This window comes from Comamonas testosteroni (assembly GCF_014076415.1).
Classification (GTDB): Bacteria; Pseudomonadota; Gammaproteobacteria; order Burkholderiales; family Burkholderiaceae_C; genus Comamonas; species Comamonas testosteroni_F.
Genome location: NZ_CP043568.1, coordinates 2,702,474 through 2,728,758, shown reverse-complemented (window position 1 = coordinate 2,728,758; position 26,285 = coordinate 2,702,474). Strand labels below are relative to the sequence as shown.

21 protein-coding genes are annotated in these 26,285 nt (G+C 64.2%); 3 read left to right on the top strand and 18 right to left on the bottom strand.

Annotated elements, in window-relative coordinates:
- Positions 1 to 27: 27 nt before the first annotated feature.
- The 6 genes from F0P97_RS12385 to F0P97_RS28045 all read right to left on the bottom strand — a co-directional run bounded on the left by F0P97_RS12385 (position 28) and on the right by F0P97_RS28045 (position 6,336).
- Positions 28 to 1,476 (bottom strand): efflux transporter outer membrane subunit, encoded by a 1,449-nt coding sequence (locus F0P97_RS12385; RefSeq protein WP_182286955.1) that lies wholly within the window; start codon positions 1,474 to 1,476, stop codon positions 28 to 30.
- The gene (locus tag F0P97_RS12380; protein WP_182286954.1) at positions 1,473 to 2,702 is read right to left on the bottom strand and encodes an HlyD family secretion protein; all 1,230 of its coding nucleotides are present in this window, start codon (positions 2,700 to 2,702) and stop codon (positions 1,473 to 1,475) included. The genes F0P97_RS12385 and F0P97_RS12380 overlap by 4 nt, the downstream gene beginning before the upstream one ends.
- A 29-nt stretch (positions 2,703 to 2,731) precedes the next feature.
- Positions 2,732 to 4,507, bottom strand: a complete 1,776-nt coding sequence (locus F0P97_RS12375) for an MFS transporter (RefSeq protein WP_182286953.1) — start codon at positions 4,505 to 4,507, stop codon at positions 2,732 to 2,734.
- A 1-nt stretch (position 4,508) separates the two neighbouring features.
- Positions 4,509 to 5,057, bottom strand: a complete 549-nt coding sequence (locus F0P97_RS12370; RefSeq protein ID WP_182286952.1) for a TetR/AcrR family transcriptional regulator — start codon at positions 5,055 to 5,057, stop codon at positions 4,509 to 4,511.
- 105 nt (positions 5,058 to 5,162) lie between these two features.
- Positions 5,163 to 6,080 carry a pseudouridine synthase gene (locus F0P97_RS12365; protein ID WP_182286951.1) on the bottom strand — a complete coding sequence of 306 codons (918 nt, stop codon included), beginning with the start codon at positions 6,078 to 6,080 and terminating at the stop codon, positions 5,163 to 5,165.
- A gap of 124 nt (positions 6,081 to 6,204) precedes the next feature.
- Positions 6,205 to 6,336, bottom strand: coding sequence for a hypothetical protein (locus tag F0P97_RS28045; RefSeq protein WP_371878534.1), 132 nt, complete (start codon positions 6,334 to 6,336; stop codon positions 6,205 to 6,207).
- Positions 6,337 to 6,593: 257 nt separating this feature from the next.
- Here F0P97_RS28045 and F0P97_RS12355 point away from each other — a divergent pair, with 257 nt between their 5' ends.
- On the top strand, positions 6,594 to 7,028 hold the full coding sequence (locus F0P97_RS12355; RefSeq protein ID WP_232538224.1) for a LysR substrate-binding domain-containing protein: 435 nt from the start codon (positions 6,594 to 6,596) through the stop codon (positions 7,026 to 7,028).
- A gap of 29 nt (positions 7,029 to 7,057) precedes the next feature.
- Positions 7,058 to 9,271, top strand: a complete 2,214-nt coding sequence (locus F0P97_RS12350; protein WP_182286950.1) for an AsmA family protein — start codon at positions 7,058 to 7,060, stop codon at positions 9,269 to 9,271.
- A 183-nt stretch (positions 9,272 to 9,454) separates the two neighbouring features.
- Here F0P97_RS12350 and F0P97_RS12345 read toward each other — a convergent pair whose 3' ends face one another.
- The 9 genes from F0P97_RS12345 to F0P97_RS12305 all read right to left on the bottom strand — a co-directional run bounded on the left by F0P97_RS12345 (position 9,455) and on the right by F0P97_RS12305 (position 19,382).
- A complete protein-coding gene (locus tag F0P97_RS12345) occupies positions 9,455 to 11,005 on the bottom strand; it encodes a methyl-accepting chemotaxis protein (protein ID WP_182286949.1) in 1,551 nt (516 codons plus the stop codon).
- 276 nt (positions 11,006 to 11,281) lie between these two features.
- On the bottom strand, positions 11,282 to 12,070 hold the full coding sequence (locus tag F0P97_RS12340) for a crotonase/enoyl-CoA hydratase family protein (protein ID WP_182286948.1): 789 nt from the start codon (positions 12,068 to 12,070) through the stop codon (positions 11,282 to 11,284).
- A 30-nt stretch (positions 12,071 to 12,100) separates the two neighbouring features.
- Positions 12,101 to 13,138, bottom strand: coding sequence for an acyl-CoA dehydrogenase family protein (locus F0P97_RS12335; RefSeq protein WP_182286947.1), 1,038 nt, complete (start codon positions 13,136 to 13,138; stop codon positions 12,101 to 12,103).
- Positions 13,139 to 13,152: 14 nt separating this feature from the next.
- Entirely contained in the window at positions 13,153 to 14,310 is a 1,158-nt protein-coding gene (locus F0P97_RS12330; protein ID WP_182286946.1) for an acyl-CoA dehydrogenase family protein, read from the bottom strand.
- Between the two features lie 14 nt (positions 14,311 to 14,324).
- Positions 14,325 to 15,317 carry a Bug family tripartite tricarboxylate transporter substrate binding protein gene (locus F0P97_RS12325; RefSeq protein ID WP_182286945.1) on the bottom strand — a complete coding sequence of 331 codons (993 nt, stop codon included), beginning with the start codon at positions 15,315 to 15,317 and terminating at the stop codon, positions 14,325 to 14,327.
- A 79-nt stretch (positions 15,318 to 15,396) separates the two neighbouring features.
- Positions 15,397 to 15,906 (bottom strand): MaoC family dehydratase, encoded by a 510-nt coding sequence (locus F0P97_RS12320; RefSeq protein ID WP_182286944.1) that lies wholly within the window; start codon positions 15,904 to 15,906, stop codon positions 15,397 to 15,399.
- A gap of 25 nt (positions 15,907 to 15,931) precedes the next feature.
- Positions 15,932 to 17,161: a CaiB/BaiF CoA transferase family protein gene (locus F0P97_RS12315; protein ID WP_182286943.1), complete on the bottom strand. Its 1,230-nt coding sequence runs from the start codon at positions 17,159 to 17,161 to the stop codon at positions 15,932 to 15,934.
- Positions 17,158 to 18,405, bottom strand: a complete 1,248-nt coding sequence (locus F0P97_RS12310; protein ID WP_182286942.1) for a CaiB/BaiF CoA transferase family protein — start codon at positions 18,403 to 18,405, stop codon at positions 17,158 to 17,160. The genes F0P97_RS12315 and F0P97_RS12310 overlap by 4 nt, the downstream gene beginning before the upstream one ends.
- Complete coding sequence (locus F0P97_RS12305; RefSeq protein ID WP_182286941.1) at positions 18,402 to 19,382, bottom strand: Bug family tripartite tricarboxylate transporter substrate binding protein; 981 nt, start codon at positions 19,380 to 19,382, stop codon at positions 18,402 to 18,404. The genes F0P97_RS12310 and F0P97_RS12305 overlap by 4 nt, the downstream gene beginning before the upstream one ends.
- 114 nt (positions 19,383 to 19,496) lie before the next feature.
- Between F0P97_RS12305 and F0P97_RS12300 the strand changes: the two genes are divergently transcribed.
- A complete protein-coding gene (locus F0P97_RS12300; RefSeq protein WP_182286940.1) occupies positions 19,497 to 20,405 on the top strand; it encodes a LysR substrate-binding domain-containing protein in 909 nt (302 codons plus the stop codon).
- 22 nt (positions 20,406 to 20,427) lie between these two features.
- On the opposite strand, the gene dnaE is transcribed toward F0P97_RS12300, so the two are convergent.
- The 3 genes from dnaE to imuA are packed head-to-tail and all read right to left on the bottom strand — an operon-like array spanning position 20,428 to position 26,276.
- On the bottom strand, positions 20,428 to 23,838 hold the full coding sequence (dnaE, locus tag F0P97_RS12295; protein ID WP_182286939.1) for a DNA polymerase III subunit alpha: 3,411 nt from the start codon (positions 23,836 to 23,838) through the stop codon (positions 20,428 to 20,430).
- Positions 23,831 to 25,351 (bottom strand): hypothetical protein, encoded by a 1,521-nt coding sequence (locus F0P97_RS12290; protein WP_182286938.1) that lies wholly within the window; start codon positions 25,349 to 25,351, stop codon positions 23,831 to 23,833. The genes dnaE and F0P97_RS12290 overlap by 8 nt, the downstream gene beginning before the upstream one ends.
- A 1-nt stretch (position 25,352) precedes the next feature.
- Complete coding sequence (gene imuA / locus F0P97_RS12285; RefSeq protein ID WP_182286937.1) at positions 25,353 to 26,276, bottom strand: translesion DNA synthesis-associated protein ImuA; 924 nt, start codon at positions 26,274 to 26,276, stop codon at positions 25,353 to 25,355.
- Between the last annotated feature and the right edge of the window lie 9 nt (positions 26,277 to 26,285).

Genomic DNA, 26,285 nt, shown 5'->3' with positions numbered 1-26,285 from the left:
CACTTTTCAGGAGCTCTCGGCTCGAACTCAAGGTTCCCGGGCGGCCGTATCGGCCAACTGCCAGCCGCCACCCAGCGCCTGGTACAGCGCCACGGCGTTTTCCAGCTGGCTCTGACGCAGGCGCAGCACTTCCTGCTGCACGGCAAACAGATTGCGCTGGGCATCCAGCTCCTCCAGATAGCTGGCGTAGCCGGCCTCATAGCGATCCTTGGCAAAACCCAGGGTACGACCCAGCACTTTTTCGCGTTCCTTGGCATGCTCCCACTGGGCTTGCAGTTGCTGGGAACTGACCAGGGCTGTTTCCACATCGCCAAAGGCCTTGATGACCACACCGCGATAGGCATAGGCGGCCTGATCGCGCTGGGCAGATGCCGCATCGAACTGACCCTGCAGGCGACCGCCGTTGAACAGCGGGGCAAGAATGCTGCCGCCCAGCGACCAAACCCGGGCCGGGTTGTAATCCAGCGCGTTGACGAACAGGCTGCCGAAGTTCGCACTCAGGCTCACCTGAGGCAAAAAGGCCGCGCGCTGTGCCGCAAGATTGCTGTCGCTGGCCGCCAGCAGCAACTGGGCCCGTGCAATATCGGGGCGGCGCTCCAGCAAGCCAGATGGCAAGCCAGGTGCAGGCATGGCGGGCAGGCTCATGGACTCGAGCCCGGCATGGTCGTTCAAAGTGGAATGGGCCAAGACCTGTGCCTGGTCATCACCGCTGCCACCCACCAGTTGCATCAGCGCTATGCGCTGGCGCTGCAGCGCCAGAGACAGCTGTTGCACCGATTGCCGCACGCTTTCCAGCTCTGCCAGCGCCTGGCTCTGCTGCAGCTGCGATATATAGCCCACACGCACCTGGTCGGAGAGCAGACGCACCGCGTCCTCGCGCGACTTCACCGTGTCCTCGGCCACGGCCAGTTGGGCCTGCAGCGAGCGCAGAGCGATATAGGCCTGCGCCACGGTCGCGGCCACCGTCAGGCGTACCGCGTCGCGATCCGCCTGGCTGGCCTGCAGGCGCTGATCGGCAGCCCGGCTCAGACTGCCCAGGCGGTCCCAGAGATCCAGCTCCCAGCTCGCTTGCAGCACGGGCTGGGCCGAACGCACATGCACCATCTGGCCGGTTCGCGCGCTCAGGCTGCGATTGGCCGAGCCCGGTGCACTGAGCGACAGCTGCGGTGCAGTTGCCGAACCCGTCACATCGAGGTTCGCGCGTGCCTCCTCCACCCTGGCCAGGGCTGTGAGTACATCGTTGTTGCGCGCAAGCGCCAGTTCCACCCAGCGACTCAGCTGCGCATCACCAAAGGCCAGCCACCAACCGCTCTGGACTGCGCCGGCTGCACCTGCGGCCCGTTCCGCGCTCCAGCTGGCCCGCACCGCAGGCTGAGCGCTGTCTGGAGCCCGGGTCAGACTGGGCACACTGCAGCCAGCCACCAGGCATGCAAGCACCAGGGGCAAGGAACGCACGGTATGGGAGACGTTCTTCATGGCTTGGCCTGTTCGGATGCAGAAGCTGCGGGCGCTTGAGATTTTTGAGCCAAATCAGCCTCAATCGCTTGTGGATTCTGCGCTGAATGCTCTACTTTTTGCGCAGTATCGAGGCGCACGATGACCGACATGCCGGGGCGCAGGCGCGCCGCATCGGCCTGGCCTTCGTCGATGGCTATCTTGATGGGCAGACGCTGGACGACCTTGGTGAAATTGCCCGTGGCATTGTCGGCCTTGAGCACGCTGAACTCCGAACCCGTGGCCGGAGCAATCTCCAGCACATGGCCCTTGAGGCGCAAGCCGCCCAGCGCGTCCACGCTGAAGCTCACGAGCTGGCCGATCTGCACCCGGGCGGTCTGGGTTTCCTTGTAGTTGGCCACCACCCAGTAAGTGGGCGGCACCACGTACATGAGCCGCGTACCGGCCGCCACATACTGGCCCTTGCGCACCGATACCTCGCTGACCTGCCCGTCGCTGGGCGCATGGACCACGGTGTTGTCCAGATTGATCTGGGCCTGACGCAGCAGCGCTTCGGCCATCTGCACCTGGGCCTTGAGAGAGTCACGGCCCACGGTCGTGGCCTTGATCTTTTCCTGGTTGATCGCGATGTCGGCCTGGGCCTTGGCCACATTGGTTGCCGCCAGGCGCGAGGTCGCACGCACCTTGTCGCGTTCGTTCAGAGACACGGAGCCTCGCTCGGCCAGCTCCTGCACACGCTTGAGCTCCGCCTGCGAACGCTGGGCCTCCGCCTCCACGGCTGCCAGACCGGCGCGGCTGGCACTCAGCGTGGCACGGTTCTGGGCCTGTGTCTGTTCGGAATTGCTCAGCTGCGCCTGGGCATTGGCCAGTTGCGCCTGCGCCTGGGCAACGGCCGCTTCATAGCTGCGGCTATCGATGCGCACCAGCGGCTGGCCGGCCTTGACCTGCTCGTAGTCCTTGACCAGCACCTCGGTCACGTAGCCATTGACCTGCGGTGCCAGCACGGTGACGGCACCGCGCACATAGGCATTGTCCGTGGTCACCACCGAGCTGTTGAAGGGCCACAGATTCCAGGCCCGCAGCACGAGCAGCATGCCTGCCAGGGCCACCGCAAGCATGACGAGCACGCTGCGCAGCGAGGGCTTGATGAGCTTGGGCGAAGGCGAAGGCGAAGGCGCCGCAGCAGGAGCCGGCGCAGGCGAGGCAGAGGCGGCCGTGCCGCCATTGGAATTTTCGGAGTCACTCATGTTGTTGTCTTTTCTCTGGGCGAACGGTTTCAGGCGCGGGCGACGGGTTGGGTGGGTGGCTGGCCCGGTGCGTCCTGCGGCGCGGCGGCATCGGTGCCGCGCATGGCCGAGGCATCGGCTGCGGCGGCGCGCATGCGCTCCACGAAGGCGCGCTGGCGTGCGCGGCCGGCCAGGGCCAGCATCCACAGCAGGTAGAGCACGGCCACGCCGGCCGTGAGGGCGAACACATCGTTGTAGGCGCGCACATTGGCCTCGCGTCGTGCGGCCTGCGCCAGCTGGGCCGTGCCCTGGGCCGCACGCAGGGCCGGGTCGGCAATGACGCGGGCCAGGCTTTGCTGCTGCAGGCGCAGGCGGTCGGCCACGATGGGATCGGTGGGATCGACATCGGCCACGATGGCGGCAGAATACACCTGCTCGCGGTGCATCTGGTAGGTGCTCAGCAGGGCCGAGCCCATGAGCGCGCCCATGGCCTGCGTCATGGAGATGGTGACGATGGCCGTCAGCATGTAGTGCGCGCCGAACTTCAGGCCCTGCACCACGCCGATCAGCATCAGCGGCCCCATGAACAGGCCCGCGCCCACTGCCATGAGGAACTGGCTGCCGAAGAAGTCCTCGGGCCGGGCCAGGCTGGTGCGGCTGTGGTCCAGCCAGGCCGCCAGCGCGAACAGCACGATGGAGCCCACGATCTGCTTGCCCATGTTCTCCAGCCCGAAGGTCAGCGCCGACACGGCAATGCCCGCGATGGTGCCCAGCAGGATGACGATGAACAGCGGCTGCATCTGGTCCACCGTCATGCCCAGCATGCGCTGCATGCCGATCACTCCATAGGTTTGCTCGGTGGTCAGAAAGCGCAGCAGCAGCGCACCGATCACGAAGCGCACCGTGGGCGCCAGCACGAACCAGCGCGTCTGCAGCATGGGGTTGCGGCGGTGGTGCTCGATGTACAGCGCCACGCTCAGCAGGCCTATGGAGCCGATCAGCATCCAGGCCAGCCAGGGCGTGTCCAGCCACCAGTGGTTGTAGCCCTGCACCAGCACGGCGATCAGCAGGCCCACGCCGGGCACCATGAGGAAGAAGGTCAGGAAGTCCAGCCGCTCGAAGCTGCGGATGTGCACGCCCGGCGGCAGCTTGAGCACCACCACGCCCGCGAACGAGATCAGGGCCAGGCCGGCCTCGAACAGGTAGAGGTTGTGCCACTCGCTGTTGAACAGCAGGCCCGGCGAGAGGATCCAGGCCAGCGGCGTGGCGATCTGCCCCAGCCCCACGCCGATCACCAGCATCTTGAGCACATGCTTGCGCGGCGCGGCCTGCAGCATGTAGAGCGTGCCCAGCGTGCTGCAGGTGGCGCCCGCCAGGCCGCTGGCCGCGCGCAGCATGAGCAGGCTGGTGTAGCTGCCCAGCACCAGGTGCAGCAGTGTCAGCAGCGCATACAGGCCCAGGCCGATCTCGGCGAACAGCCGCATGCCGAACTGCTGGCGGAACTTGTAGACCAGCAGGTTGGCCGTCATGTTGAGCATGACGTAGGCGCCTGTCAGCCAGCCGGCCTCGGAAGACGTCAGCCCCATCTGCCCCTGGATGGTGGGCAGGTTGGCCGTGAACAGTGCATTGCCCAGGCCGCCCGTCAGCGCAACCAGCACGGCAATCAGGCCATAGGCGGCGCGCACAGCCGGCTGGTGCAGCGGCATGGACGGCGAGCCCGGCAGGCTGGGCTTCTCATGCTCTTCCCAGTCCGGCGGGGGCTTGAGGTAGACGACGGGGGGCGACGGGGGCAGCACGGGCCCCGGTGGAGTGGGTGTGGTGGCCATGTCAGGCCTTCAGGCCTTGCCAGACGATCTGCAGCGCCTTGCGCGCCAGGGTGCGCCGCTGCTGCGGCGTCTCGCCGCGCAGCGAGGCGCCCAGCATGCCGAAGACCAGGGACAGCTCGGCCTGCGTCAGCGGCTGGCGGCAATGGCCACAGGCCACGGCCCGGTCCATGGCCGGCCGAAAGATCTGCCACATGGCAACGCGGGCCTGGGCGATGACCTCGTCACCGCGCTCAACCGTGCGCCAGTAATCGGTGATGGGGGCCGAGACCGCAATGCGCTCGGCCAGGCGCGACAGCAGCTTGTAGAAGGCATCGTCGTCCTCGGCCGTGGCCTCGGCCGCGAGGCGCATGTTGTCCAGCGAACGCTCCAGCAGCGCCAGCATCAGCGCGCGCCGGTCAGGAAACTGCCGGTACAGCGTGGCGCGGCCGACCTCGGCGCGCTCGACCACCAGGTCCAGCGGCGCGGTCACGCCATGCTCGGAAAACACGGCATCGGCCGCGTCCAGCAACTGGGCGCGGCGGATATCGGCACTGGGTCTTTTGGAAGTCATGCGAACAATTATCGGACAAAGTTGTCCGTTAAATGTCCGCAACTGGCCTATCCCATGGCGGGGCCATGGGCAAAAAACCAACGGTTTCCGGCAGTGGAAAAGCCTCTACAGGTCGATCAGCGGCAGCAGCTGGCGGCGGCTGTCAAAGCGCCGCGACTGGCCGTCCAGAGGATCGGTGAAGGCCAGGCTGCGCGCCAGCAGCTGCAGCGGGCGCGAGTAGTCGCCCTCGGGCATGTCATGCACTTCGGGATAGAAGCCGTCGCCCCACAGCGGCAGGCCCAGGGCGGCCATGTGCACGCGCAGCTGGTGGCGCTTGCCGCTTTCGGGCTCCAGCCGGTAGCGTGCCCAGGGGCCGTACTGCTCCAGCACCTGCATGCGGGTGCGGGTGTTGGGCGCGCCGGCCACCTCGTGCATGCGAAAGAAATGGCCGCTTTCCTCCATGCGGCTTTCATGCGTGCGCGGGAAAACCACGTCCTCGCGCCAGGGCGCGACGGCCTCGTAGGTCTTGTGGATGGCGCGGTCGCGGAACAGCGCCTGGTAGATGCCGCGCGTGGCGCGCTGCACCGAGAACACCACCAGCCCCGCCGTATCGCGGTCTATGCGGTGAATGGGCGACAGCTCGGGCAGGTCGAACTCGCGCTTGAGCCGCACCAGCAGCGTCTGCTGCAGGTACCTTCCGGCCGGCACCACGGGTAGGAAATGCGGCTTGTCGGCGACGAGCAGATGCGCGTCGCGATGGATGACCTCGGCCTCGAAGGGAATGGGCGGCTCGGCCTGCAGCTCGCGGTAGTAGTAGTAGCGCAGGCCCGGCATGAATGTGGCGTCCGGACCAGCCATCTCTCCGGTTTCGCTGACCACTTGACCGGCCGCCATACGGCGCAGCCAGTCTGCGCGCCCGACAGCGGGCAGGCGTTCGCACAAGAAGTCGATCAGCAGGCCCCCGCCCTGCGATGGCAACACCACACAGCTGGGGCTGACGCCATCGCGTATGGGTAGAACCTTGGGATCGTAGGAGTTATGCATGGCGCGGAATTTTAGTGGCTGACCTGATTCCTGGAACTCGGGGCGTCATGGATGCTCCGCGCAACTGCAGCCCGATCAGCGATCGCCTGTGCCCTGGCCAGACAGTGATGCGACTTCGCGCCGGCTAATCCGTTCGGATATTCGCTTTGCGAATGGTGTTCTCCAAAACTCTTTTCTCCTGCTCCAGATAGACCAGGAACTGGGGATGCCCCATTCGCATGGGCTTGAAGCCGGCTTCCATCAGTTTTCTGGCCATCTCGAGATCCGCTTGCAAGACCGCGATTTCATCGGCCAGACGCCTGACGATACGGACATCCGTATGAGCGGGAGCCAGCAGGCCTTGCCAGGCCTCGACCTCCAGATGGGCCGGTGTCTCCGAAAGACTTGGCGTTTGGGGCAGCGTGGCCAGGCACGCGCAAGTTCAATGAGATCGTCCGCACTGCCTGCAGCAAGACCCGGGCGGGCGACAAGCGCAAACAGCGAAGAGGCTACTGGTGCCACGGGTTTCAACAAATGCGCTCCTGGGCCCAGCCCCTGGGAGTGGTGATGGCTCCGTATCACCCTCTGCGCATGCAACTGCTGCGTCTGCGTGACTGCCTGGTCTATCCACTGATCATGATGTCTGCCGACATGGAGTTGCGCAGCATGCTGGAGCGCCTGGGCGATGGTGCGCTGAGCCAGGCCCTACCGCTGGTGCAAACCAGCAGCATCCCCATGGCCCGGCGCCTGGTGGCAAGCGGCCAGGCACTTGCCTTCATGCTGCCGGACAATGTGGCGGAAGACGTGGCAGCCGAACGCCTGAGCTGGCGTGCGCTGCACGATGCCGGAGCGCTGCTGCACAGCTGCGCTTGTCAGCGCACGGGCTACGCGATGGCGGCGACGTCCGAGCTGATCACATGCGGACATGCATCAGGCAATTGGATGACGAGGCATTTCACCTATGCGTAATAGCATGCGACAAAAAGGATGCAACAGCCATGGTCGATACCACCAGCACTTCAGCCCCTGAATCCGCTCCTGCACATTCGCGCCTGACACGTCACTGGCTGCGCTGGGCAGCCCTTGCGATGGCGCTGCTGCTGGCTTTGATTCTGGCGGCGGCACTGCTGATTGCCTTCATGGACTGGAACAGGCTCAGGCCATGGATCAATGAAAAAGTCAGCACTTCCACGGGCCGCGAATTCGCCATCAATGGCGATCTGCAGCTGCAGTGGACCTGGCCACAGCCTCTCGATACGGGCTGGCGCCACTGGGTGCCCGGCGTGGTGGTGCGCGCCAGCGATCTGACACTTTCGCAGCCCCAGGGCTGGCTGGTTCAACAGGCGCCTGAAAAAGCCGATGACAAGCAGCCGGTATTGCCTGCGACGCCCAAGGAACTCAACACCGGTCGCCTGCCCGGACAAGGCCAGACAGCGAACGAGAAAAAAACGGCCGCAGATGACGACGACGCCATAGCCGATGCTGGCCGGCAACCGCCCGAGCGCAATGCCCGCACCATGATCACCGCTGCGAATGCCACGGCCAGCCTGCGCCTTTGGCCGCTATTGGCCCGCCATGTGCAGCTCGACTCCTTGCTGCTGCAGGCTCCGGATATGGTGCTGGCCCGCAATGACAAGGGCGAGAACAACTGGACGTTTGACAAACCCACCAGCAGCGGCCCCAAGTGGAGCTTTGACATAGGCCAGTTGCGCATCAGCGATGGTGTGCTGGGTTGGTCCGACGCCATCAGGAACATGGCCGTGCGCGCCCGTATCGACACGCTGCGCAGGCCGGTCAGCGCTGACCAGCCTTATGGCATGCGCTACGGCCTCACTGGCTATCTGCATCAGGGCAAGACCCGCGCGCAGATTCAGGGCCAGGGTCTGGCCGGGCAGGTACTTGATCTGCGCCAGGACAGGCTGCGCTTTCCACTGCGCATCTCGGCCAAGGTCGGTAGCCTGCAAGCCTTCGCTGAGGGGTTTCTCGACAACCCCAAGACCTTGGACGGACTGGACTTTCAAGTGAAGGTTCTCGGCAAGAGCATGGCCGACCTGTTTGAGCTCACCGGCCTGCTGCTGCCCGCCACGCCCCCGTTCGAGACCAGCGGCCACCTGATCGGCAGCCTTCAGCCAGGCAAGGCCGTCTGGCAGTACGAAAAATTTCAGGGCAGGCTGGGACAGAGCGATCTGAGCGGCGATCTCCAGTACCGCTCGGCCCAGCCTAGGCCCAAGCTGACAGCGCAGTTGAGCTCCAAACAACTGCGACTGGTGGATCTGGGTCCGGTCATCGGCGCAGTCCCGTCCGGCAGCCCCGACAAGCCCCAGCCCGTCAATGGCAAGGTACTGCCTCAGGTCCGGTTCCAGACCGAGAACTGGGACAAGATGGATCTCGATCTGCGCTATGAAAGCAGCCATATCCTGCGGCCCGAAGCTCTGCCCCTGCAAAACCTCAGCGTGCATGCGCTGCTGGACAACGGCAAGCTCACTCTGTCGCCGCTGAAGTTCGGCCTCGCCGAAGGTACGCTGAATATCGACGCCCACGTGGACAGCCATGCCAAGCCGGTAGCTGCCAACCTCAATGGACAGGTGCAGTCGCTCAAGCTCTCCGCGCTGTTTCCCAAGATCGAAAAGATGAAGAAAAGCCTGGGCCAGCTCGATGGCGCAGTCGCCCTCACCGGGCAAGGCGAGTCACTGGCACAGTGGCTGGGCACAGGCAACGGCTCGCTGCGCCTGTATGTGCGCGATGGCACTTTCAGCGCGCAACTGCTGGACCTGGCAGGCCTGAACGTCGGCTCCATCGTCATCGCCAAGCTGTTTGGCAGCGACAAGGAAGTGCAACTGCGCTGTGCCGTGGCCGACCTCAATGTGCAACAAGGCATTGCCCGCCCGCGCATGGCCAAGCTGGCCACGGCTGAAGCCGTTGTTGAAGCTGCGGGCGAGATCAATCTGGCACAGGAGCAGCTCGATCTGCGCATCGTCCCCGAATCGCTGAAGTGGAAGTTCTTCTCGCTGCGCACGCCGCTGTATGTGCGTGGCAGCTTCGCCAAGCCCGATGTGGGCCTGGCGCCTGGCCCCTTGGCAGCCCGTGCCGGGGCTGCAGTAGCTGCAGCAGTTTTTGCACCAGCAGCACTGGCACTGGTGCCGCTGACCGTGCCTGCGGCAGAAGACGATGTGAACTGCAAGCAATTGCTGACCCAGGTACGCAATCGCTAAGACGGGCAAGCAGCTGACAACCCGATCTCGGCATCGAGTCCTAGCCCACTGCAAAGAAGACAAGCAGCCAATCGGACGAAATATGGCGGAAGTGCTCCGCACCATATTTCATGCCTCGGAGATCATCAAAGCAGAAGCGCCCGCAGCAGGCCTTTCAGCCTGGACTGCGGCAGCGTCACGGAATCAGACGCTCTTGAGCCGGAAGACGCTGACCATCCGTGACAGATCACTGGTCTGCTGCTGCATGGATTGGGCTGCAGCGGTGGACTCTTCCACGAGGGCGGCATTCTGCTGGGTCACCAGATCCATCTCGGCCACCGCACGGTTGATCTGCTCGATGCCGCTGGTCTGCTCATGGCTGGCGGCAGTGATCTCGCCCATGATGTCCGTCACGCGCTGCACGCTGCTGACGATTTCATCCATGGTCTGGCCAGCCTGACTGACCTGCGCGCTGCCCTCCTCCACCTTGGTGACCGAAGCCTGAATCAGCTGCTTGATTTCCTTGGCCGCTTCAGCGCTGCGACCGGCCAGGGAGCGCACTTCCGATGCCACGACGGCAAAGCCACGGCCTTGCTCGCCGGCACGGGCCGCTTCCACGGCGGCGTTCAGCGCCAGGATATTGGTCTGAAAGGCAATGCTGTCGATCACGCCGATGATGTCGGAAATCTTGCGCGAAGACTGGCTGATGGCCCCCATGGTTTCCACCACCTGTGACACCACCATGCCGCCCTTGACGGCCACATCAGAGGCCGACAGCGCCAGCCGATTGGCCTGACCGGCGTTATCGGCATTTTGCTTGACGGTAGAAGTCAGCTGCTCCATGGATGCAGCCGTCTGCTGCAAGGAACTGGCCTGCTCTTCCGTGCGCGCAGACAGGTCATGGTTGCCCGCCGCAATCTGGCCGGATGCCGTGGCAATGCTGTCCGTGCCCTGACGCACCTGCCCCACCAGCCTATCCAGGCTGGTGTTCATATCGTGCAAGGCCTGCATGAGCTGCCCGGTTTCATCGCTGCTGTTCACCTGGATCTGGGCCGTCAGGTCACCATCGGCCACGCGACGGGCCACGCCGACCGCATGCTTGAGCGGAGCGGTGATGCCTTGCGTCAGACGCCAGGCGCTGACGGTGCCGATGGCCAGGGCCAACAAGGCCAGGACCAGGAAATATGTCTTGCTGCTGCTTTCGATCTGCTCCACCTCTGCCGCCTTGGCGTCGAGGCTGGCGCGCTGCAGGTTCAGCAGCTCTGCGAGCAGCTTCAGATAGCCCTGTGCGGCCGGCACATAGCTGTTGATCAGCGTGGACTCAGCCTCTTCGGCCATGCCGTCGGCCTTGAGCTGACTGACCTTGTCGCGGCTGGCAAGATAGGTCTTGCGCACCTGCATGATCCTGTCCAGGATCTCGCGCTCCGCAGGCTCGGAGATCAGGGGCTCTATCTGCTTGAGCACATTGGCCGTGCTCTTGGTGGTAGCAGCCGCATCCGCCGCCAGAAACTGCACCAGACTTGCGTCGCTGCTCTTGGCGATGGCCGTGGTGCGTGCCACGGCCACGCTGACATTGCTGTTCCAGTCGCTGATCAAGCGCTCCTTGGTCAACGGCTCCTGCATCATCTGCTGCGTGGCCTTGCCCACCGAGTGCAACTGCCAGATGCCGATAACCGTGATCGCCACGGCAAATGCCAACACCACTGCGAACCCCAGGCCCAGTCGGGCACCAATGTTCAGCTTGGTCAATCTCATCGCTTCATCCATTCCATATCAAAGTAAATAGCCGGCAAAGCGGCCACTCCGATACATGAAATGGGCCAATCCGCAAAGCCGCTTGCCGCGTCACTCGCTTAGCGCAAATCGCAACACAATGTAATGAGCATTATCAAGGGTTTGCACCACTACATGGAGCGACTTGACACCTGAACGCCGCCAGCCTTGGATCACAGCCTCGCCAAATGACCCAAAGGCGCGAAATGCACCCTTGGATATGTCTGCTGCTCGAGCCGCTCAGGAGAGCCTGCTGACTCACGAGAAACGGGGTGCCCGTTTCTCGATAAAGGCCGTCACAGCTTCACGATGATCTGCCGTTTTATGGGCAATCGCCTGATAGCCGGCCGATATTTCCAGCAGCGAGGCCAGCGTGGCGTTCTGGCCCTCGCGCAGCAGACGCTTGGTCATGCGCATCACCCCGCCTGGATTGGCAGCAATCTTGAGCGCCAATACCCTGGCGGCCGGCAGCAGCTCATCCGCAGGCACCACCTGACTCACGAGACCGCAGGCCAAGGCCTGGGCAGCGCTGATCGCCTCTCCCGTGAAAGCCATTTCGCTGGCCTTGGACATCCCCACCACGCGCGGCAGCAACCAGGCCCCGCCATCACCGGGAACAATGCCCACACGAACAAAGCTCTCCGCAAAAGTGGCATTCTCCGACGCAATCCGGATATCGCACATGCAGCTCAAATCCAGACCCGCGCCGATGGCCGGGCCGTTGACGGCACAGATCACGGGAACATCCAGCTGGTAGAGGGCATTCGGAATTTGCTGAATTCCCTGACGGTATTCCTCGCGAATCATGTCGGGAGTGAGTGCGTCATCGAAATAGCGCCTCATGTCCTTGACATTGCCGCCGGAGCTGAAGATAGAGCCGGCGCCGGTCAGGATCAGCACCTTCACGCTGGCGTCCAGGCGCACATCTGCGCAGAGCTGCACGAATTCCGCCACCGCCGTATTGCCGGTCAGCGCATTGCGTGTCTCAGGCTGATTCATGGTGACGGTCAAGATACCGCCATTGCGTTCAATGTTCAGAAATGCCATGCTCCAGATCTCCGTAGTTGTTGAGCTGCTTCAAGCCAGGGCCTCGACATCGGTGATCCGTCGAATCAGATCCAGTGTCATGCCCTCGTGCGACATCAGGGCCTGCCCTGCCAATGCCTGCCAATAGGCTTCGCTGCCGGCCGTCAGCCGCCATGCGTGCAATCTGCGGGTAAACAGCTGCAGGTCATATTCCTCGGTGAAGCCGATCGCGCCATGAATTGCATGCGCAAGCTCCGTGACAACCAAAGCCGCCTCGCTGCAGCGAGCCTTGGCAACGGCTACACGCAATCTGTCAGGCACGATGCCGTCACCGCTGCAACCGAGCTGAGCCGCCATGCGGGCGGCAAAAACATGCTCGCTCATGACTGCCAGCTGATGCTGGATCGCCTGGAACTTCCCGATAGCACACCCAAACTGCTGACGCTCGTTCGCATATTGCAAGCTACGCTGGAACACGTCGCGCATGGCCCCCGCCATCTGCACAGCCACCACGGCGGCCTGCAGGCTCCGGGCATCGAATTGCGACCCGGGCCGGATGACGCCTGCGGCCCGCAACTGCTCCGGCGCCCAGGTCAACGACGCGTCAAGCACCAGAGCGTGCGGCGCAAGCCCAGCCTGAGACACACTCAGCAGATGCCAGACCCCGGCTTCTGCTTGCACTTGAACCAGCACCGAGTCCGCGACTTGCCCGCCTCGCACCAGCGCGCAATGCACACCGCCATCGACCTGCACCGCTCCCTGCGCCAGCGCAATGCTGCCAGCCGGGCAGGCCATATCCGCCTGCGCCAGCATAGCCCGTGCCAGCATGGTCTCTCCCAGAGGCAGAGGCAGGGCGTGGGCTCCACATTGCTCCAGCACGCCAAATATCTCGCCCAGGCCCAGACCGGCACCGCCCTCTTCTTCGGCAAGCAAGGCATCGGCCAAGCCGGTTTCCTCCAGCTGCTGCCATAGCCGGGCAACGGCCGCTGAGCGGCTGCCAGTGCTCTCGATCTCGCGAATCACCTGAGGGGTGCACCAGTCTGCCAGCACCCTGCGCGCAGCATCTGCAAACAAATCGTTATTGCTCATGAACTTGTCTCCGATCAGCGCAAACCCAGGCCGCGGGCGATCATGCCGCGCAGAATGTCACGCGTGCCACCGCGCAAGGAAAACGAGGGAGAAGCTTCGGTGACGTACTTGAGCGTCAGCAACAGCTCCACCGGCACATCCTCGACCGGCCGGGCAAACAGCTCCTCGGCAATCGCCGCCGGGATCATCTGCTCCAGTGTCGTGCCCAGCTCCTTGACCAGCGCAGCTTCGACAACAGGACTTGCTCCCTGGGTCAGCTTCTGCTGCACGGATACCGACATCGCGCGCAGCGGTGCCAGTTGCGTCAGCACCTTTCCCGCAAGCCGTATGCCCGACTCGGTGCGTCCCTGCGGCGTGCGTGCATACTGCAGCCATTGATCGAACAGCACGATGCTGGAGAACAGGCGCTCCGGGCCGCTGCGCTCGAAAGCAAGTTCTGCGGTAACCTGTTCCCAGCCCTGACCTTCGGCACCGATCAGCGCATCGGCAGACAGCTGCACATTCTCGAAAAAAACCTCGCAGAAATGGCTGTCACCCGATAGATCCTGGATGGGACGCACCATCACACCGGGCAATGTCAGGTCCACGATGACTTGCGACAAGCCCTTGTGACGGTCCTCGGCACTGCCGGAAGTCCGCACAAGAGCAATCATGTACTGGCAGTGATGCGCGTTGGTGGTCCAGATCTTCTGGCCATTGAGCAAGAAACCCCGCTCGTTGGGAACCGCTCTAGTCCTCACACCTGCCAGATCCGAACCTGCATTGGGCTCGCTCATGCCGATACAGAAAAACACCTCGCCCCGGCAAACTCTGGGAATGTAGAACTGCTTTTGCGCTTCCGTGCCGTATTTGAGGATCAGCGGCGCACTCTGACGGTCGGCAATCCAGTGCGAACCTACCGGCGCGCCGAAGTTCAGACACTCTTCCACCAGCACATAGCGGGCGAACGCGCTGCGCTCGCCTCCGCCATAAGCCTTGGGCAAGGTCATGCCGATCCAGCCCTTTTCACCGAGTTTGCGGCTGAGGGCCGGGTCATATCCGCTCCAGGATTTGGCACGGACATGCGCAGGAATGTCTTTGACCGCATCCTGCAGAAATGCACGCACCTCGGCGCGCAGTGCCTCCCCCTCCGGCGGGATGCCTGTCAGGCTCAGTCCATCGAGAATGGTCATAGTCTTGCTTTCTCTCAGTCCAGGGACACGCCTGTGCTTTTGACAACACCTGCCCAGCGCTTGATTTCGCTCTGGATGTATTCGCCGTAGGCCTTGGGCGTGGATCCCAGCGGCTCGGTGCCCTGCACGCGCAGCTTCTCCAGCACCCCGGGGTTCCTGAGTGCCTTCATCAGCTCGGCATTCAGGCGCTCCACAATCGCATCGGGCGTTTTGGCAGGCACCATCACGCCTTGCCAGGCTCCGGCCTCGAACCCGGTCATGCCGCTTTCGGCCAGCGTAGGCGCATTGGGGAAATTGGGAATCCGTCCGGCCGTGCTGACGGCCAGCAGCCGGAGCCTGCCGTCCTTGATGAAAGGCGCCACCGAATTGATGGTGTCGGTCATGAAATCGATCTGGCCTGCCACCAGGTCCACATCGGCAGGGGCGCTGCCTTTATAAGGCACATGACTTGCATCCATGTTGTAGTGCTGTACCACCTGAAAAGCCGCCAGATGCGTGACATTGCCGTTGCCCGCCGAGCCGTAGGAGAGCTTGCCTTTGTGGTCCTGCGCGTACTTCACGAGCTCCTGCACGGTGTTGGCAGGTACCTTGGGATTGACGACAAGTCCCAGCGGCACCACCGCCGTCAAGGCCACGGGACGCAGGTCCCTGGTCACGTCATAGCTCATCTTCTTGTAGAGCGACGAGCTAAGCGCAATCGAGGAGGTGTTGTAGAGCACGGTGTAGCCGTCGGCAGGCGCCTTGGCCACCAGCGCATTGCCGATATTGCCGTTGGCACCAGGCCGGTTGTCCACGATGACCGACTGCCCCAGCTGCTGGCCGACCTGCTGCGCCAGCACCCGTGCCACCATGTCCGTCGGACCGCCAGGCGGGAAAGGGACGATCAGCGTGATCGGCTTGCTGGGCCAGCTGTCCTGCGCCTGCGCCGCACCGCAAACGGCCAGCGCGGCAGCGGCCAGCGCGGCAACGGCGAGCAGCGACGACCGACGTGAAAATCGATAACTCATCTTGTGTCTCCTGTAGTTTTCTCATCTCGGCGCGCAGAGAAGTGCACACCGGTGCAACGGCATCCGCAGCAGCGCGGACCTAAGCTCCACGGCCGGCCAGCAGACGTACGGCGGTATAGACCATCACCTGCTGGCGACGCTGGTTGTAGACCTCGATCCGCGAGCTCACTACCGCGCGACCGCCTTTGCTCGTTGGCTTGATGTCGATCACCTCGACCAGCGCCTCAATGGTGTCGCCCACCAGTACAGGAGCCAGAATCTTCTGGTGCAGCTCGAGCATGGCCAGGCCTGTGCCCTGGATCATGCTTTGGAGGATGAAGCCTTCGATCAAGGTATAGGTGAGTGCGCCCGGCACCGGGCGGCCCTGAATGGCGCCGCCGTCGTAGCCGTCTTCGATGAAGATCGCTTCGAGCATGCCCGTGGTGTTGATGAAGTTGACCAGATCGGTCTCGGTCACCGTACGGCGAAAGGTGCGCAGTTGCTGGCCTACGCGCAGGTCCTGCCAGACAAAACCCTGGCCCATGCGCGGCGTGTCTGCCAGCGTCGCGGCCCGGTTTTCAGTAGAAGAAATCAAATTGCTCACGCTCATTCTGTCTCCGCTTGATGCTGTTTGTTCAGCAGTCCTTCGACTGCAAGGCCGCAATGCGCGCGTCGTCCCAGCCTGCCTCGCGCAGCAATTCCTGTGTGTGCTCGCCCAGGCGCGGGGGCATGCCTATGGGGAGCTGGGTACCGTTGATGCGCACGGACGAACGCGGAAATTTCACAACCCCCATTGCGGCGTCTTTCTTCTCGACAAAAAAGCCGGTGGCTTGCAAATGCGGGTCATGGGGCAGATCGTCCATGCGAGTGACCGGTGCTGCTGGAATCTCCAGCTGTTCGCAGCTGGCCAGCCAATAGGCGGTGTCCTTTTGCGCCACGTAGCCGCTCATCGTCTCCAGCAGCTCGGCGATGTGGCGGGTGCGCATCGCCTGGGTGGCAAAACGCTGGTCCTGTGCCAGCTGGGGCTGACCGACGGCCGCAAAGAAACGGCGCCAGTGCGCATCGGTGTAAGGCATCAGGCAGACATGGCCGTCCAGTGTCCTGTAAGGCTTGCGCCAGGGCGCCATCACGCGCGGATAGCCCGCGCCACTCTGCGCGGGGGTGAAATGCATGCCGTAGAAATGCTCCACCAGGTTGAAGCCCGCCATGGTTTCGTACATGGGCACTTCCACATAACTGCCCTCGCCCCTGCGCTCGCGCTGGTAGAGCGCCGCCAACACCGCATGCGCGGCTACCAGAGCACAGGTCTTGTCAGCCGCAATCGTGGGCAGATAGCGGGCCTCGCCCGTCTGGCGCTGCATGAGATCGGCCAGGCCGCTCATGCCCTGGATTACGTCGTCATATGCAGGCTGCCCGGCATAGGGGCCGTCTTCGCCAAAACCGTGCAGGCCCACATAGATAAGGCGCGGGTATTGCTTGCGCAGGCTGTCCGGATCGAGTCCTAGCCTGGCCAGCTTTTGCGGGCGCATGCTGTGCATGAGCACATCGGCCCCCTGCAGCAGCGCATGCAGCGCGGCCTGCGCCTTCTCTTGTTTCAGGTCCAGCACCACACTTTTCTTGCTGCGGTTGGAGCCCATGAACATTGCCGCCATGCCAGGCTCCAGCGCCGGGCCGGTGTGGCGCGTGGAGTCGCCCTCCGGCGGCTCGATCTTGATCACCTCGGCGCCGTAGTCGGCCAGCACCTGGCTGGCCATGGGGCCGAAAATCACGCTGGAAAGGTCCAGCACCCGCACCCCTGACAAGGCCCCCTGGGCTTCGTCCTGGCCCGCGATGAGCGCGTGCTTTAACGACTCCTGGCTGTTCATCCCAATACTCCACTGTCGTGATAGGCCTGCATCTGCTGGACAGACAGACCCAGATGGCGCTCCAGCAGCTCTTTTGTGTGCTGGCCCAGCTGAGGCGGTGCATGGCGGTACGTCACCGGTGTGTCCGACAAACGGATGGGACTGGCGACCAGCGGCACCTGGCCCGCCTTGGGGTGTGTCATGGCGATCTGCATGCCGCGAGCCCTGACCTGCGGATCCTCGAACACCTCACGCACCGTGTTGATGGGACCGCATGGCACGGCGTGCTGCTCCAGCAGCAGCACCCAGGCCCTGGTGCTGCGCGTGAGCGTCACACGGCGGATCATTTCCACAAGTTCGGCTCTATGGGCCAGCCGCGCCGCATTGCTCCGGAAGCGCTCGTCCTCGGCCCATTCGCTCCTGCCTGCCGCCTGGCAGAAACGGGCAAACTGACCGTCATTGCCCACGGCCAGGATCATGTGGCCGTCTTCGGTCGGGAATTCCTGATAGGGCACCGTGTTCGGATGCGCGTTGCCCATGCGCTGCGGCACCTGGTCCCCGTACAGATAGTTCATGCTCTGGTTGGCCAGACAGGCCACGCCGACATCGAGCAAAGCCAGATCTATGTGCTGGCCGCGCCCCGTATGCTCGCGGGCCTGCAGGGCCGCCAGAATCGCCGTGCTGGCGTAAAGTCCGGTGAGGATGTCGGTCAGCGCCACACCGACCTTCATGGGGCCGCCTCCGGGCTGGCCATCGGCATGGCCCGAAATGCTCATCAGCCCCCCCATGCCCTGGATCAGAAAGTCGTAGCCCGCACGATGTGCATAGGGACCGTCCTGGCCGAAGCCCGTGACCGAGCAGTAGACAAGGCGGGGATTCAGGGCACTGAGGCTCGCATAGTCAAGCCCGTACTGCGCCAGACCGCCAGTCTTGAAGTTTTCGATCAGCACATCGCATTGAGCGGCCAGCTGGCGCACGATCTCCTGACCTTCGCCGCGGGTGAAGTCCACCGCAATCGACTGCTTGTTGCGGTTGGTGCACATATAGTAGGCAGACTCCCCCGTCGGCAGGCCTTCGGGGTCGGCCACATAGGGCGGGCCCCAGGCACGGGTGTCGTCACCGCTGCCGGGTCTTTCCACCTTGATCACCTCGGCGCCCAGGTCGCCCAGGGTCTGTGCCGCCCACGGGCCCGCCAATACCCGCGAAAGATCGAGCACCTTGATGTGCTGCAGCGCCTGTGCCGGCTGGCTGTCATTGGCTTTCATTGCAGGGGAACCTTGGCCTTGACGACGATGCGCTTCCACAGCGCGATTTCGTTCTTCTGGAATTCATGCATCTGTGCCGGGCCGCCGGTCATGGGAATGGCCCCCAGACGCTCGTAGAAGGCACGGGTTTCATCCATCTTCGAGATGGCGGTGAAAAGCTCGGCGAGCCTGGCAGTCTCGGCGGCTGGTGTCTTGGCACTCACCATGGCTCCCACCCAGGTGTAGGCCTCGAATCCGGGCAGACCGGCCTCCGTGGCCGTGGGTATCTCAGGGGAGGTGCTCACCCGCTTGTCGGAGGCCACCGCCAGGATCTTGACACGCCCTCCCCGGGCCAGCTCCTGCACTGCCGTGACCTCCGCGAAGGTGTAGTCCACCGTCCCTGAAGCGACAGCCGTGGTGGTTTCCCCTGCGCCCTTGAACGGGACATGCACGGTTTCGATCCTGGCAGCGTCGTTGAGCAGCTCGCCCATAAGCTGATAGCCTGCCGAGCCGGCCCCGAAATTCACCTTCCCCGGGTTGGCCCTGGCATGGCTGATCAGGCCCTTCAGGTCGGAGTAGGCCGCTTGGGGCATGACGGCCAGCATGGCCGGCGAGCGCATCATCATGGTCAGCGGCGCAAAGTCCGTTAACGGATCGTAGGGCAGATGCCTGAACAGCGCCGCATTGACCGCCAGCGTCGAATTGCTGCCGATGAACACGGTATAGCCATCCGCGGGCGCAGACAGCACCTGCTTGACGGCGATGAAGCCGTTGGCTCCTGCCTTGTTTTCGACGACCACGGGCTGGCCGGTGAGTTCCTGAAGCTTGCGCCCGAAATAGCGTGCCGAGGTGTCGGTGCCGCTACCCGGACCAAAGGGCACGATGAGCTTGATCGGCTTGGAAGGGAAGGCCTGGGCCTGAGCCATGGAGGGCATGCCGGCGCCGAGCAGGCCGTAGCCCAGCAAGGCCGCCAGCAGGTATCTGCGTGCTTGCTTCAAGTTTGTCTCCTGATACGGAATTGCTGCCGTGCTTTTCTTGTGAGCTCACTTTAGGCAGACGCAAAATTAATGTCTAATATTAAAAATTTCATTTCTGATATCCATTGAATATCAATGAACCTGAAGCAACTGAACCAGTTCATCGCTCTGGCCGAAACCGGCAACTTCCACCGAGCCGCAGAGCAGTTGCATATGGCTCAGCCGCCGCTGTCCATCTCGATTCGCAAGCTGGAAGAGGAGCTGGGCAGCGCCCTGTTCGATCGCACCAGCACCGGCGTCGTGCTGACGCCTGCCGGCAAGGCCATTCTGGAGAGCGCACGCGCCACCCTGTTTCATGCCGAGCAATGTCGCCAGGCTGTGCGCGATACCAGGGAAGGCGTAGGCGGTCTGATACGGCTGGGCTTTGTCGGCTCGGCCACCTACGAACTGCTGCCGCGCCTGATCCCCTCGTTTCGCGACTGCTACCCCAAGGTGGGCCTGGAGTTCTATGAGGCGACCAGTGCCGAAATCCTGGAAGGGCTGACGACCCGGCGCTTTGATGCCGGCCTGCTTCGCTACCCTGTGCTGGAGCTTGACGAAGGCATTGAACTCACGCCGCTGGATCAGGACGAGTTCGTGCTGGCCGTCTCGGACAGCAGCCCCCTGGCGCAGCGCGATGCCATCGCTCTATCCGAGGCAGCACACGAACCTTTTGTGATGTATCCGCAGGACACGGTACCCAGCCTCGCCGCGCTGGCCAAGCTACGCTGCCAGCAATCGGGCTTCACCCCTCGCATCGCCCAGGAGGCCATGCAGGTGCAGACCATCATGAGCCTGGTGGCTTCCGGCCTGGGCGTGGGACTGGTCGCAGGCGTATCGCACCTCGTTCAGCCACGCGGCGTGAAATGCCTGTCCCTGCTGGACAACCCGCCCGGATTTCATGTGGGCATTGCACTGGTGCATTCGACCGCGCCGGGCAGCCGGGCCGTGGAAAAGCTCATTGAACATGCGCTGCAAAATGCCAAGCTGCCGGCAGCGTCCTGAAGCCGCAGCGGCCTCGGCGGGCTCAATGAAAATCCCGGCTGTTCAGTCCGACCTCGGCAAACCGCCCCAGCCAGCGGGTCACATTCCTGGCCTTCATCACGACCAGATGACGAACCGCAGGTTCATCCCCTGTCCGGACCACAGGCATATCCCCTGCTGATTCCGACGCATCCAGTTGCGGGGCCGTGCTGCGCTGCCAGATGCCCTCCACGGCCAGCAGACGCGAGGCCAGCAATGCAGAGCGCCAGCGGGCAAAGGTCTGGCTCCAGACCACCAGGTTGATGACGCCGGTTTCGTCTTCGAGTGTGATGAACAGTGTGCCGTTGGCGGTAGGCGGTCGCTGGCGCACGGTGACGATGCCGCAGGCGCGCACCTTCTGGCCTGGCAGCATCTGACGCAGCTCGGCTGCAGTTTTCAGCCCGTGGCGCGCCAGCCGGGGACGCAGCAAGGCCAGCGGATGGCGTCGCAGGCTCAGGCCGGTGGCGGCATAGTCGAACATGATTTCCTCGCCTTCGGCGGCCTGGGGCAGCTCAAGCCTCGGCTCATGAATGGCGGCCTGCGCAAAAATGGGCGGCAGACTGGCCTGCGCAGCAGCATCCCACATCTGCTGACGGCGGTGGCCGGCCAGGCTGCGCAGCGCATCGGCCGCGGCCAGGGCTTCCATATCCGCCTTGTCCAGCCGGGCTCTGATGGCCAGATCGGCCACATCCACCAATGGGGATTTCCCCGCCTGCTCCTCAATGCGTAGTGCCGCAGCCTTGCCCAATCTGGCCACCCGGTTCAGCCCCAGGCGCACGGCAGGCTGGGGCTGAGCCACGCCGCGCATGGCTTGCAAAGGAGCTTCCAGCGTGCAATGCCAGTGGCTATGACAGACATCGACCGGCAGCACGCGCACTCCGTGTCGGCGCGCATCCTGCACCAGCTGGGACGGCGAATAAAAGCCCATGGGCTGGGCATTGAGCAGCGCCTGCAGAAAGATGGCCGGCTCATGGCGCTTGAGCCAGGCGCTCGCATAGGCCAGCAGCGCAAAGCTGTAGGCATGACTTTCGGGGAAGCCATATTCGCCAAAGCCCAGCATCTGCGCAAAGATGGCCTGAGCGAATTCCAGCTTGTAGCCACGCGCCACCATACCGTCGATCAACGGGCGCTCGAACTTGTGTACGCCGCCCTTGCGCTTCCAGGCCGCCATGGAGCGGCGCAGCTCATCAGCCTTGCCGGCCGAGAACTTGGCAGCATCCATGGCGATCTGCATCACCTGCTCCTGGAAAATAGGCACACCCAAAGTGCGCTTGAGCGCATTTTCGAGCTCCGGCTTTTCCAGCTTGAGCGGCAGCTTCCGACGTGCACGCTCGCGCGCAAGCAGATAAGGATGGACCATGCCGCCCTGAATCGGGCCGGGGCGCACGATGGCGACCTCTACCACCAAATCATAAAAAGTGCGCGGCTGCAGGCGCGGCAGCATGCTCATCTGGGCGCGGCTTTCGATCTGGAAAGTACCCACGGTATCGGCCTGGCAGATCATCTCGTAGGTCGCGGCATCCTCCTGCGGAATCTGGTGCAGCTCCCATGGCTCGCCACGCCAGCGGGCGCGCTCGTTCAGGGCATTGCGCAACATGGTGAGCATGCCCAGGGCCAGTACATCGACCTTGAGCAGGCCCACGACATCGAGATCGTCCTTGTCCCACTGAATGACGGAGCGCCTGGCCATCGTGGCAGGCTCCACGGGCACCAGCCGCGTGAGCTTGCCCTCGGTCAGCACAAAACCGCCCACATGCTGGCTGAGGTGGCGCGGGCTGTCCTTGAGCTGCCAGGCCAGCTCTATCCAGAGGCGCAGCCGATGCGTGCCCACAGCGCAATGCATTTCGCGCGCCAGCACCTCGGCCTCCTGGAGCTTGCGCTGCACCCAGTCTTCGGGCAGTGCTTCGGGCGTCTGATCCTCCTGTGCCGAATCCGCTGCCTCGGCATGCGTCTGTGCTTGCGCCTGGGCATGCTCGCTGAACCAGTACTGCCCCTTGGCCAGGGCATCGATCAGATCGGCAGGCAGGCCCAGCGCCTTGCCCACATCGCGCAGCGCGCTGCGGCTGCGCCAGCAGCTGACCACGGCCGTGAGCGCGGCGCGATCGCGCCCGTACTTGCCGTAGATGTACTGGATGACCTCTTCGCGCCGCGCATGCTCGAAGTCCACATCGATATCGGGTGGCTCGCTGCGCTCCTTGCTGATGAAGCGCTCGAACAGCAGATTGCCTCCATGCGGGTTTACCGCAGTGATGCCCAGGCAGTAGCAGACCGCAGAATTGGCCGCCGAGCCGCGCCCCTGGCAGAGAATGCCGACGCTGCGCGCATAGCGCACGATGTCATGCACGGTGAGAAAGTACATCTCGTACTTTTGATCCTCGATCAGCGCCAGCTCTTTGTGCAGTTGATCGTGCACGTCCTTGGGAATGCCCTGGGGATAGCGTCCCGCCGCGCCCTCCCAGGTCAGCCAGGCCAGGGTCTGCGTGGCCGTCATGCCGGGCAGCACGCTCTCCTGCGGATAGTGGTAGCAGATCTCGTCCAGACTGAAGCTGCAACGCCCGGCCAGCTCCAGCGTCGCCTCCAGCATGGCCCTGGGATAGAGCGAAGCCAGCCGCAGACGCGAGCGCAGATGCCGCTCGGCATTGGGCTGCAGTGCAAAGCCACATTCGGCCACGGTACGCCCCATGCGGATCGCCGTGACCACATCCTGCAGCGGCTTGCGCGAGCGCGCATGCATATGGACATCCCCGCAGGCCAGCAAGCGCAGCCCCAGCGCCGCGCCCGCCTGCTGCAGAGTCTGCAGCCACAGGCTGTCGTCGGGCGCCAGGTGCAGCTCCGCACCCAGCCAGAGGTTTCCGGCATCAAGATAGCCTGAAGCGTTTTCCAAGCAAGCGATTACAGCCATCAAATCCGATGCATCCAGCATCCCGCGCTGCGGCAGCAGCAGGCACTCGCAGCCTTGATTCAGCAACTGCCAGGGGCTGGATTCATCGACCAGATACTCCCCTTTGGCAGTCCGGCTGCGTGCAACAGTGATGAATTCACAGAGATTGCCCCATCCCTGCAGATCACGCACCAGCACCACGATCCTGAGCGGTCCCCAGGCGAATTCGCTACCCTGAATCAGGTGCAGGCCGCAGTCCCGCGCCGCTTCAAAGGCGCGCACGGCACCGGCTACCGAGCATTCGTCGGTCAGCGCCAGCGCCGCATAGCCCAGGCTTTTGGCCCGGTGCACCAGCTCGGCAGGCGATGAAGCACCGCGCAGGAAACTGAAATGCGAGAGACAGTGCAGCTCGGCATAGGCCAGCGGCCCCCTGCCCATACCCTGAGCCACGGGACTGGCCGGTATGGCGGCAGGCGGCGGCCCCGCCAGCCGCAGAGCGGGAGCCGGTGGCTCGGCCATGATCTGCTCAGCCATACATGCCTTGCGCAAACCAGCTGGCAGGGCTGGCTGTCATGCTCATCAGGTGTTCGCTACGGGCGCGCTCGCGGTAAATCCAGACATGTCCGACCACGGCGTTATAGGCCACGAAATAGTCACGCTCGACGAGACCGGCCGGCGCGCCGGCCTGGGCATCGCCAACCGCATCCCACCAGCCGGACTCCAGCCTGTAGGGCCCGGCCCTGAGCTGCAGCGGCCCATGCCATTGAGGACGATTGCCCTGCACGGGCAAGGCCTGGGGCTGGGGCAGCAGCCAGGGCGGCCACAGGGCTTGCCAGGGGTCGGAACAATCGGGCTGACGGCCGCGATGCATGGCTTGCTGCCTGAGCTGCGCTCCTGCTCCAGCCTGGGTAGCGTCTCTTGCAGCAGCCGGATTCTTGCTCTGCAGCAAAGGTGCAGCAGCTTGCCAGCGCTGCATGCGCTCGGGGCGGTGGTCGGCCAGCGGCTGCACCATCTGCACGGCCTCCTCGCCCCAGCGGGCGCTCAGGCGTTCCACCCATTCATGCCAGGCAAGGCTGTCCGACGGGCTCTGACCCTGGGCGGCAGGCAGGCAGCTCAGCGGCTCAGCCGCCCAGGGCACCGTCTCCAGCGCCTGCAACTCCAGCATGTCCACGGGTGCTAGCCAGCGCTGCTGGCCCAGGTGCTCGCGCAGCAGGCGCTGCAAATGCGCCATGCCCTGCGTGGGCTGGGCTGTGCGGATGACAAGGGCTTCCCAGGCTGGCAGCTCCTGGCCGTCAATACGGCGCAGGTCATGGTGCCAGCGCAATTGCAGCGCCAGCACCGCATGGTGACGGGCCTGCAGCCAGGACTGCAGCGCGCGCAACAGCGGCTGCGCGGCATGAAGCACGGCATCGGCATGGTGAGCCGGATAACCCAGGTCGTGGCGCAGCTCGAACTGCTGAGGCAGCTGCAGCCAGTCAAGCGGCTGGGGCAGCAGACCATAGGCCTCGTCGAGCGCACGCAGAGCCTTGGCTCCAATACGGCGCGACAGCCCCGCGCGCGGCAGTGCGCGCACATCGCCCCAGCACCGACAGCCCAGGCGCAGCAGCACGGCGCTGTTCTGCTCCAGGGCGCTCAGTGTCCATAGCGGCAGCGCATCGGCATGCTGCGATGGCTCAGGCATGGGCAAGGAGACAGGGACGCAGCCGCAAGGCCGGCCCTGCTGCAGCCGCAGCCGAGCCAAAGCCTGCCAGGCCGTGTCGCCCTGTCCGCGCAGCGGCTGCAATGCCGCATCGCCGCCCCCGGACTCCGGCAGGCCGGGCACAGCGGCCTGACAGGCTTGCGCAAAAGCACTGTCCAGCCGTGCCAGCAAGACCTCTCTCCCGCCCCAAAGACGCTGCACCATGCTGGTCTCCATGAGCAAGGCGTCTTCGAGCAATGCCACACGCGGCGAAAACTCCAGCGCCCACCAGCAGGCACTCTCAGCCACCGTGCTTGACTCGCTCAGGCAGGCCAGAGGCCAGGCCATCCAGTGCTCTGCACTGCCCATCTCATGCCTCCGTCATCCAAGGCGAGGCCGTTGCAGGAGCGGCGGATGTCATGCGCCCTTGCATGAGCATGGCGGCCTCCTCGCTTTGGCGCGCATGTCTTTGGGCCTGTGCCTGCAGCACGGGCTGCCAGGCCCACTGCGAAAGCGCGAGCTGTATGGGGCGCTCCAGCAAAGGCCCACGGCGCTTCAGAAGCTGTATCCGCAAACCCGGTGCCTGCTGGGCAACGGTGTCTGCCGTAACTCTCTCCAGTCTCAACCGCAATGCGGCGGGGGAGCTCAGCGGCTCGGCCGACAGCTCCTGCCATAGCCACAGAGGCCGGCCCTGCGAAGCGGCGGCCAACTGCAAGCGGCGCAGCGTGGACGCGGGAAGCTCGGGCAACCAGGCCAGCACCGCCAGCACATCCCGGCAATGCAGAGCCTGCTCGCAGGCCCAGGCCAGCTCCTGGGCACCGCGCCCCGGCTTGACCGCGCACAGCCGCTTTGCGTCAATACCGGCGGCCTGCAAGGCCGGAGCAAAAGGCAGATAGGGTGGAGCCACCAGCACCAGCTGCCCCATCCGCGCATCCCCGCGTGAAGCCGCATGCTGCCGGACACGGGCGGCCAGCGCGGGCAACAGCAAGGCCCACTCCGCATGACAGTGCGCGGGTTGCTGCAGCTGAATCAAGGCATTGCCGGGCCAGCCGCCGCCCGGCAACTCGGCATCCAGCGCAGCATGACCGCTGGGCCAGACCTGAGGGCCGGCGCCGGCCTGCCAGTCCGTTCCGCGCCAGACACCGGGAATCCGTATGGCGGACAAATGCGGGCTGCCCGCAGCGGGCAGACCTGGCCGCACGCCCTGCTCTGCCCCTGTTTGCTGCCGGACAGACTCCATCATTCCGGGCGGTGAGCCAGGATGGGCAAAGGATGTCAGGGACTGGGTGTGCATGCGAAAATT

Excerpts from the sequence above, each read along its gene's own strand:
- F0P97_RS12385 (WP_182286955.1), bottom strand. The coding sequence starts at position 1,476 with ATGAAGAACGTCTCCCATACCGTGCGTTCCTTGCCCCTGGTGCTTGCA.
- F0P97_RS12380 (WP_182286954.1), bottom strand. The coding sequence starts at position 2,702 with ATGAGTGACTCCGAAAATTCCAATGGCGGCACGGCCGCCTCTGCCTCG.
- F0P97_RS12375 (WP_182286953.1), bottom strand. The coding sequence starts at position 4,507 with ATGGCCACCACACCCACTCCACCGGGGCCCGTGCTGCCCCCGTCGCCC.
- F0P97_RS12370 (WP_182286952.1), bottom strand. The coding sequence starts at position 5,057 with ATGACTTCCAAAAGACCCAGTGCCGATATCCGCCGCGCCCAGTTGCTG.
- F0P97_RS12365 (WP_182286951.1), bottom strand. The coding sequence starts at position 6,080 with ATGCATAACTCCTACGATCCCAAGGTTCTACCCATACGCGATGGCGTC.
- F0P97_RS28045 (WP_371878534.1), bottom strand. The coding sequence starts at position 6,336 with ATGGCCAGAAAACTGATGGAAGCCGGCTTCAAGCCCATGCGAATGGGG.
- F0P97_RS12355 (WP_232538224.1), top strand. The coding sequence starts at position 6,594 with ATGCGCTCCTGGGCCCAGCCCCTGGGAGTGGTGATGGCTCCGTATCAC.
- F0P97_RS12350 (WP_182286950.1), top strand. The coding sequence starts at position 7,058 with ATGGTCGATACCACCAGCACTTCAGCCCCTGAATCCGCTCCTGCACAT.
- F0P97_RS12345 (WP_182286949.1), bottom strand. The coding sequence starts at position 11,005 with ATGAGATTGACCAAGCTGAACATTGGTGCCCGACTGGGCCTGGGGTTC.
- F0P97_RS12340 (WP_182286948.1), bottom strand. The coding sequence starts at position 12,070 with ATGGCATTTCTGAACATTGAACGCAATGGCGGTATCTTGACCGTCACC.
- F0P97_RS12335 (WP_182286947.1), bottom strand. The coding sequence starts at position 13,138 with ATGAGCAATAACGATTTGTTTGCAGATGCTGCGCGCAGGGTGCTGGCA.
- F0P97_RS12330 (WP_182286946.1), bottom strand. The coding sequence starts at position 14,310 with ATGACCATTCTCGATGGACTGAGCCTGACAGGCATCCCGCCGGAGGGG.
- F0P97_RS12325 (WP_182286945.1), bottom strand. The coding sequence starts at position 15,317 with ATGAGTTATCGATTTTCACGTCGGTCGTCGCTGCTCGCCGTTGCCGCG.
- F0P97_RS12320 (WP_182286944.1), bottom strand. The coding sequence starts at position 15,906 with ATGAGCGTGAGCAATTTGATTTCTTCTACTGAAAACCGGGCCGCGACG.
- F0P97_RS12315 (WP_182286943.1), bottom strand. The coding sequence starts at position 17,161 with ATGAACAGCCAGGAGTCGTTAAAGCACGCGCTCATCGCGGGCCAGGAC.
- F0P97_RS12310 (WP_182286942.1), bottom strand. The coding sequence starts at position 18,405 with ATGAAAGCCAATGACAGCCAGCCGGCACAGGCGCTGCAGCACATCAAG.
- F0P97_RS12300 (WP_182286940.1), top strand. The coding sequence starts at position 19,497 with ATGAACCTGAAGCAACTGAACCAGTTCATCGCTCTGGCCGAAACCGGC.
- dnaE (WP_182286939.1), bottom strand. The coding sequence starts at position 23,838 with ATGGCTGAGCAGATCATGGCCGAGCCACCGGCTCCCGCTCTGCGGCTG.
- F0P97_RS12290 (WP_182286938.1), bottom strand. The coding sequence starts at position 25,351 with ATGGGCAGTGCAGAGCACTGGATGGCCTGGCCTCTGGCCTGCCTGAGC.
- imuA (WP_182286937.1), bottom strand. The coding sequence starts at position 26,276 with ATGCACACCCAGTCCCTGACATCCTTTGCCCATCCTGGCTCACCGCCC.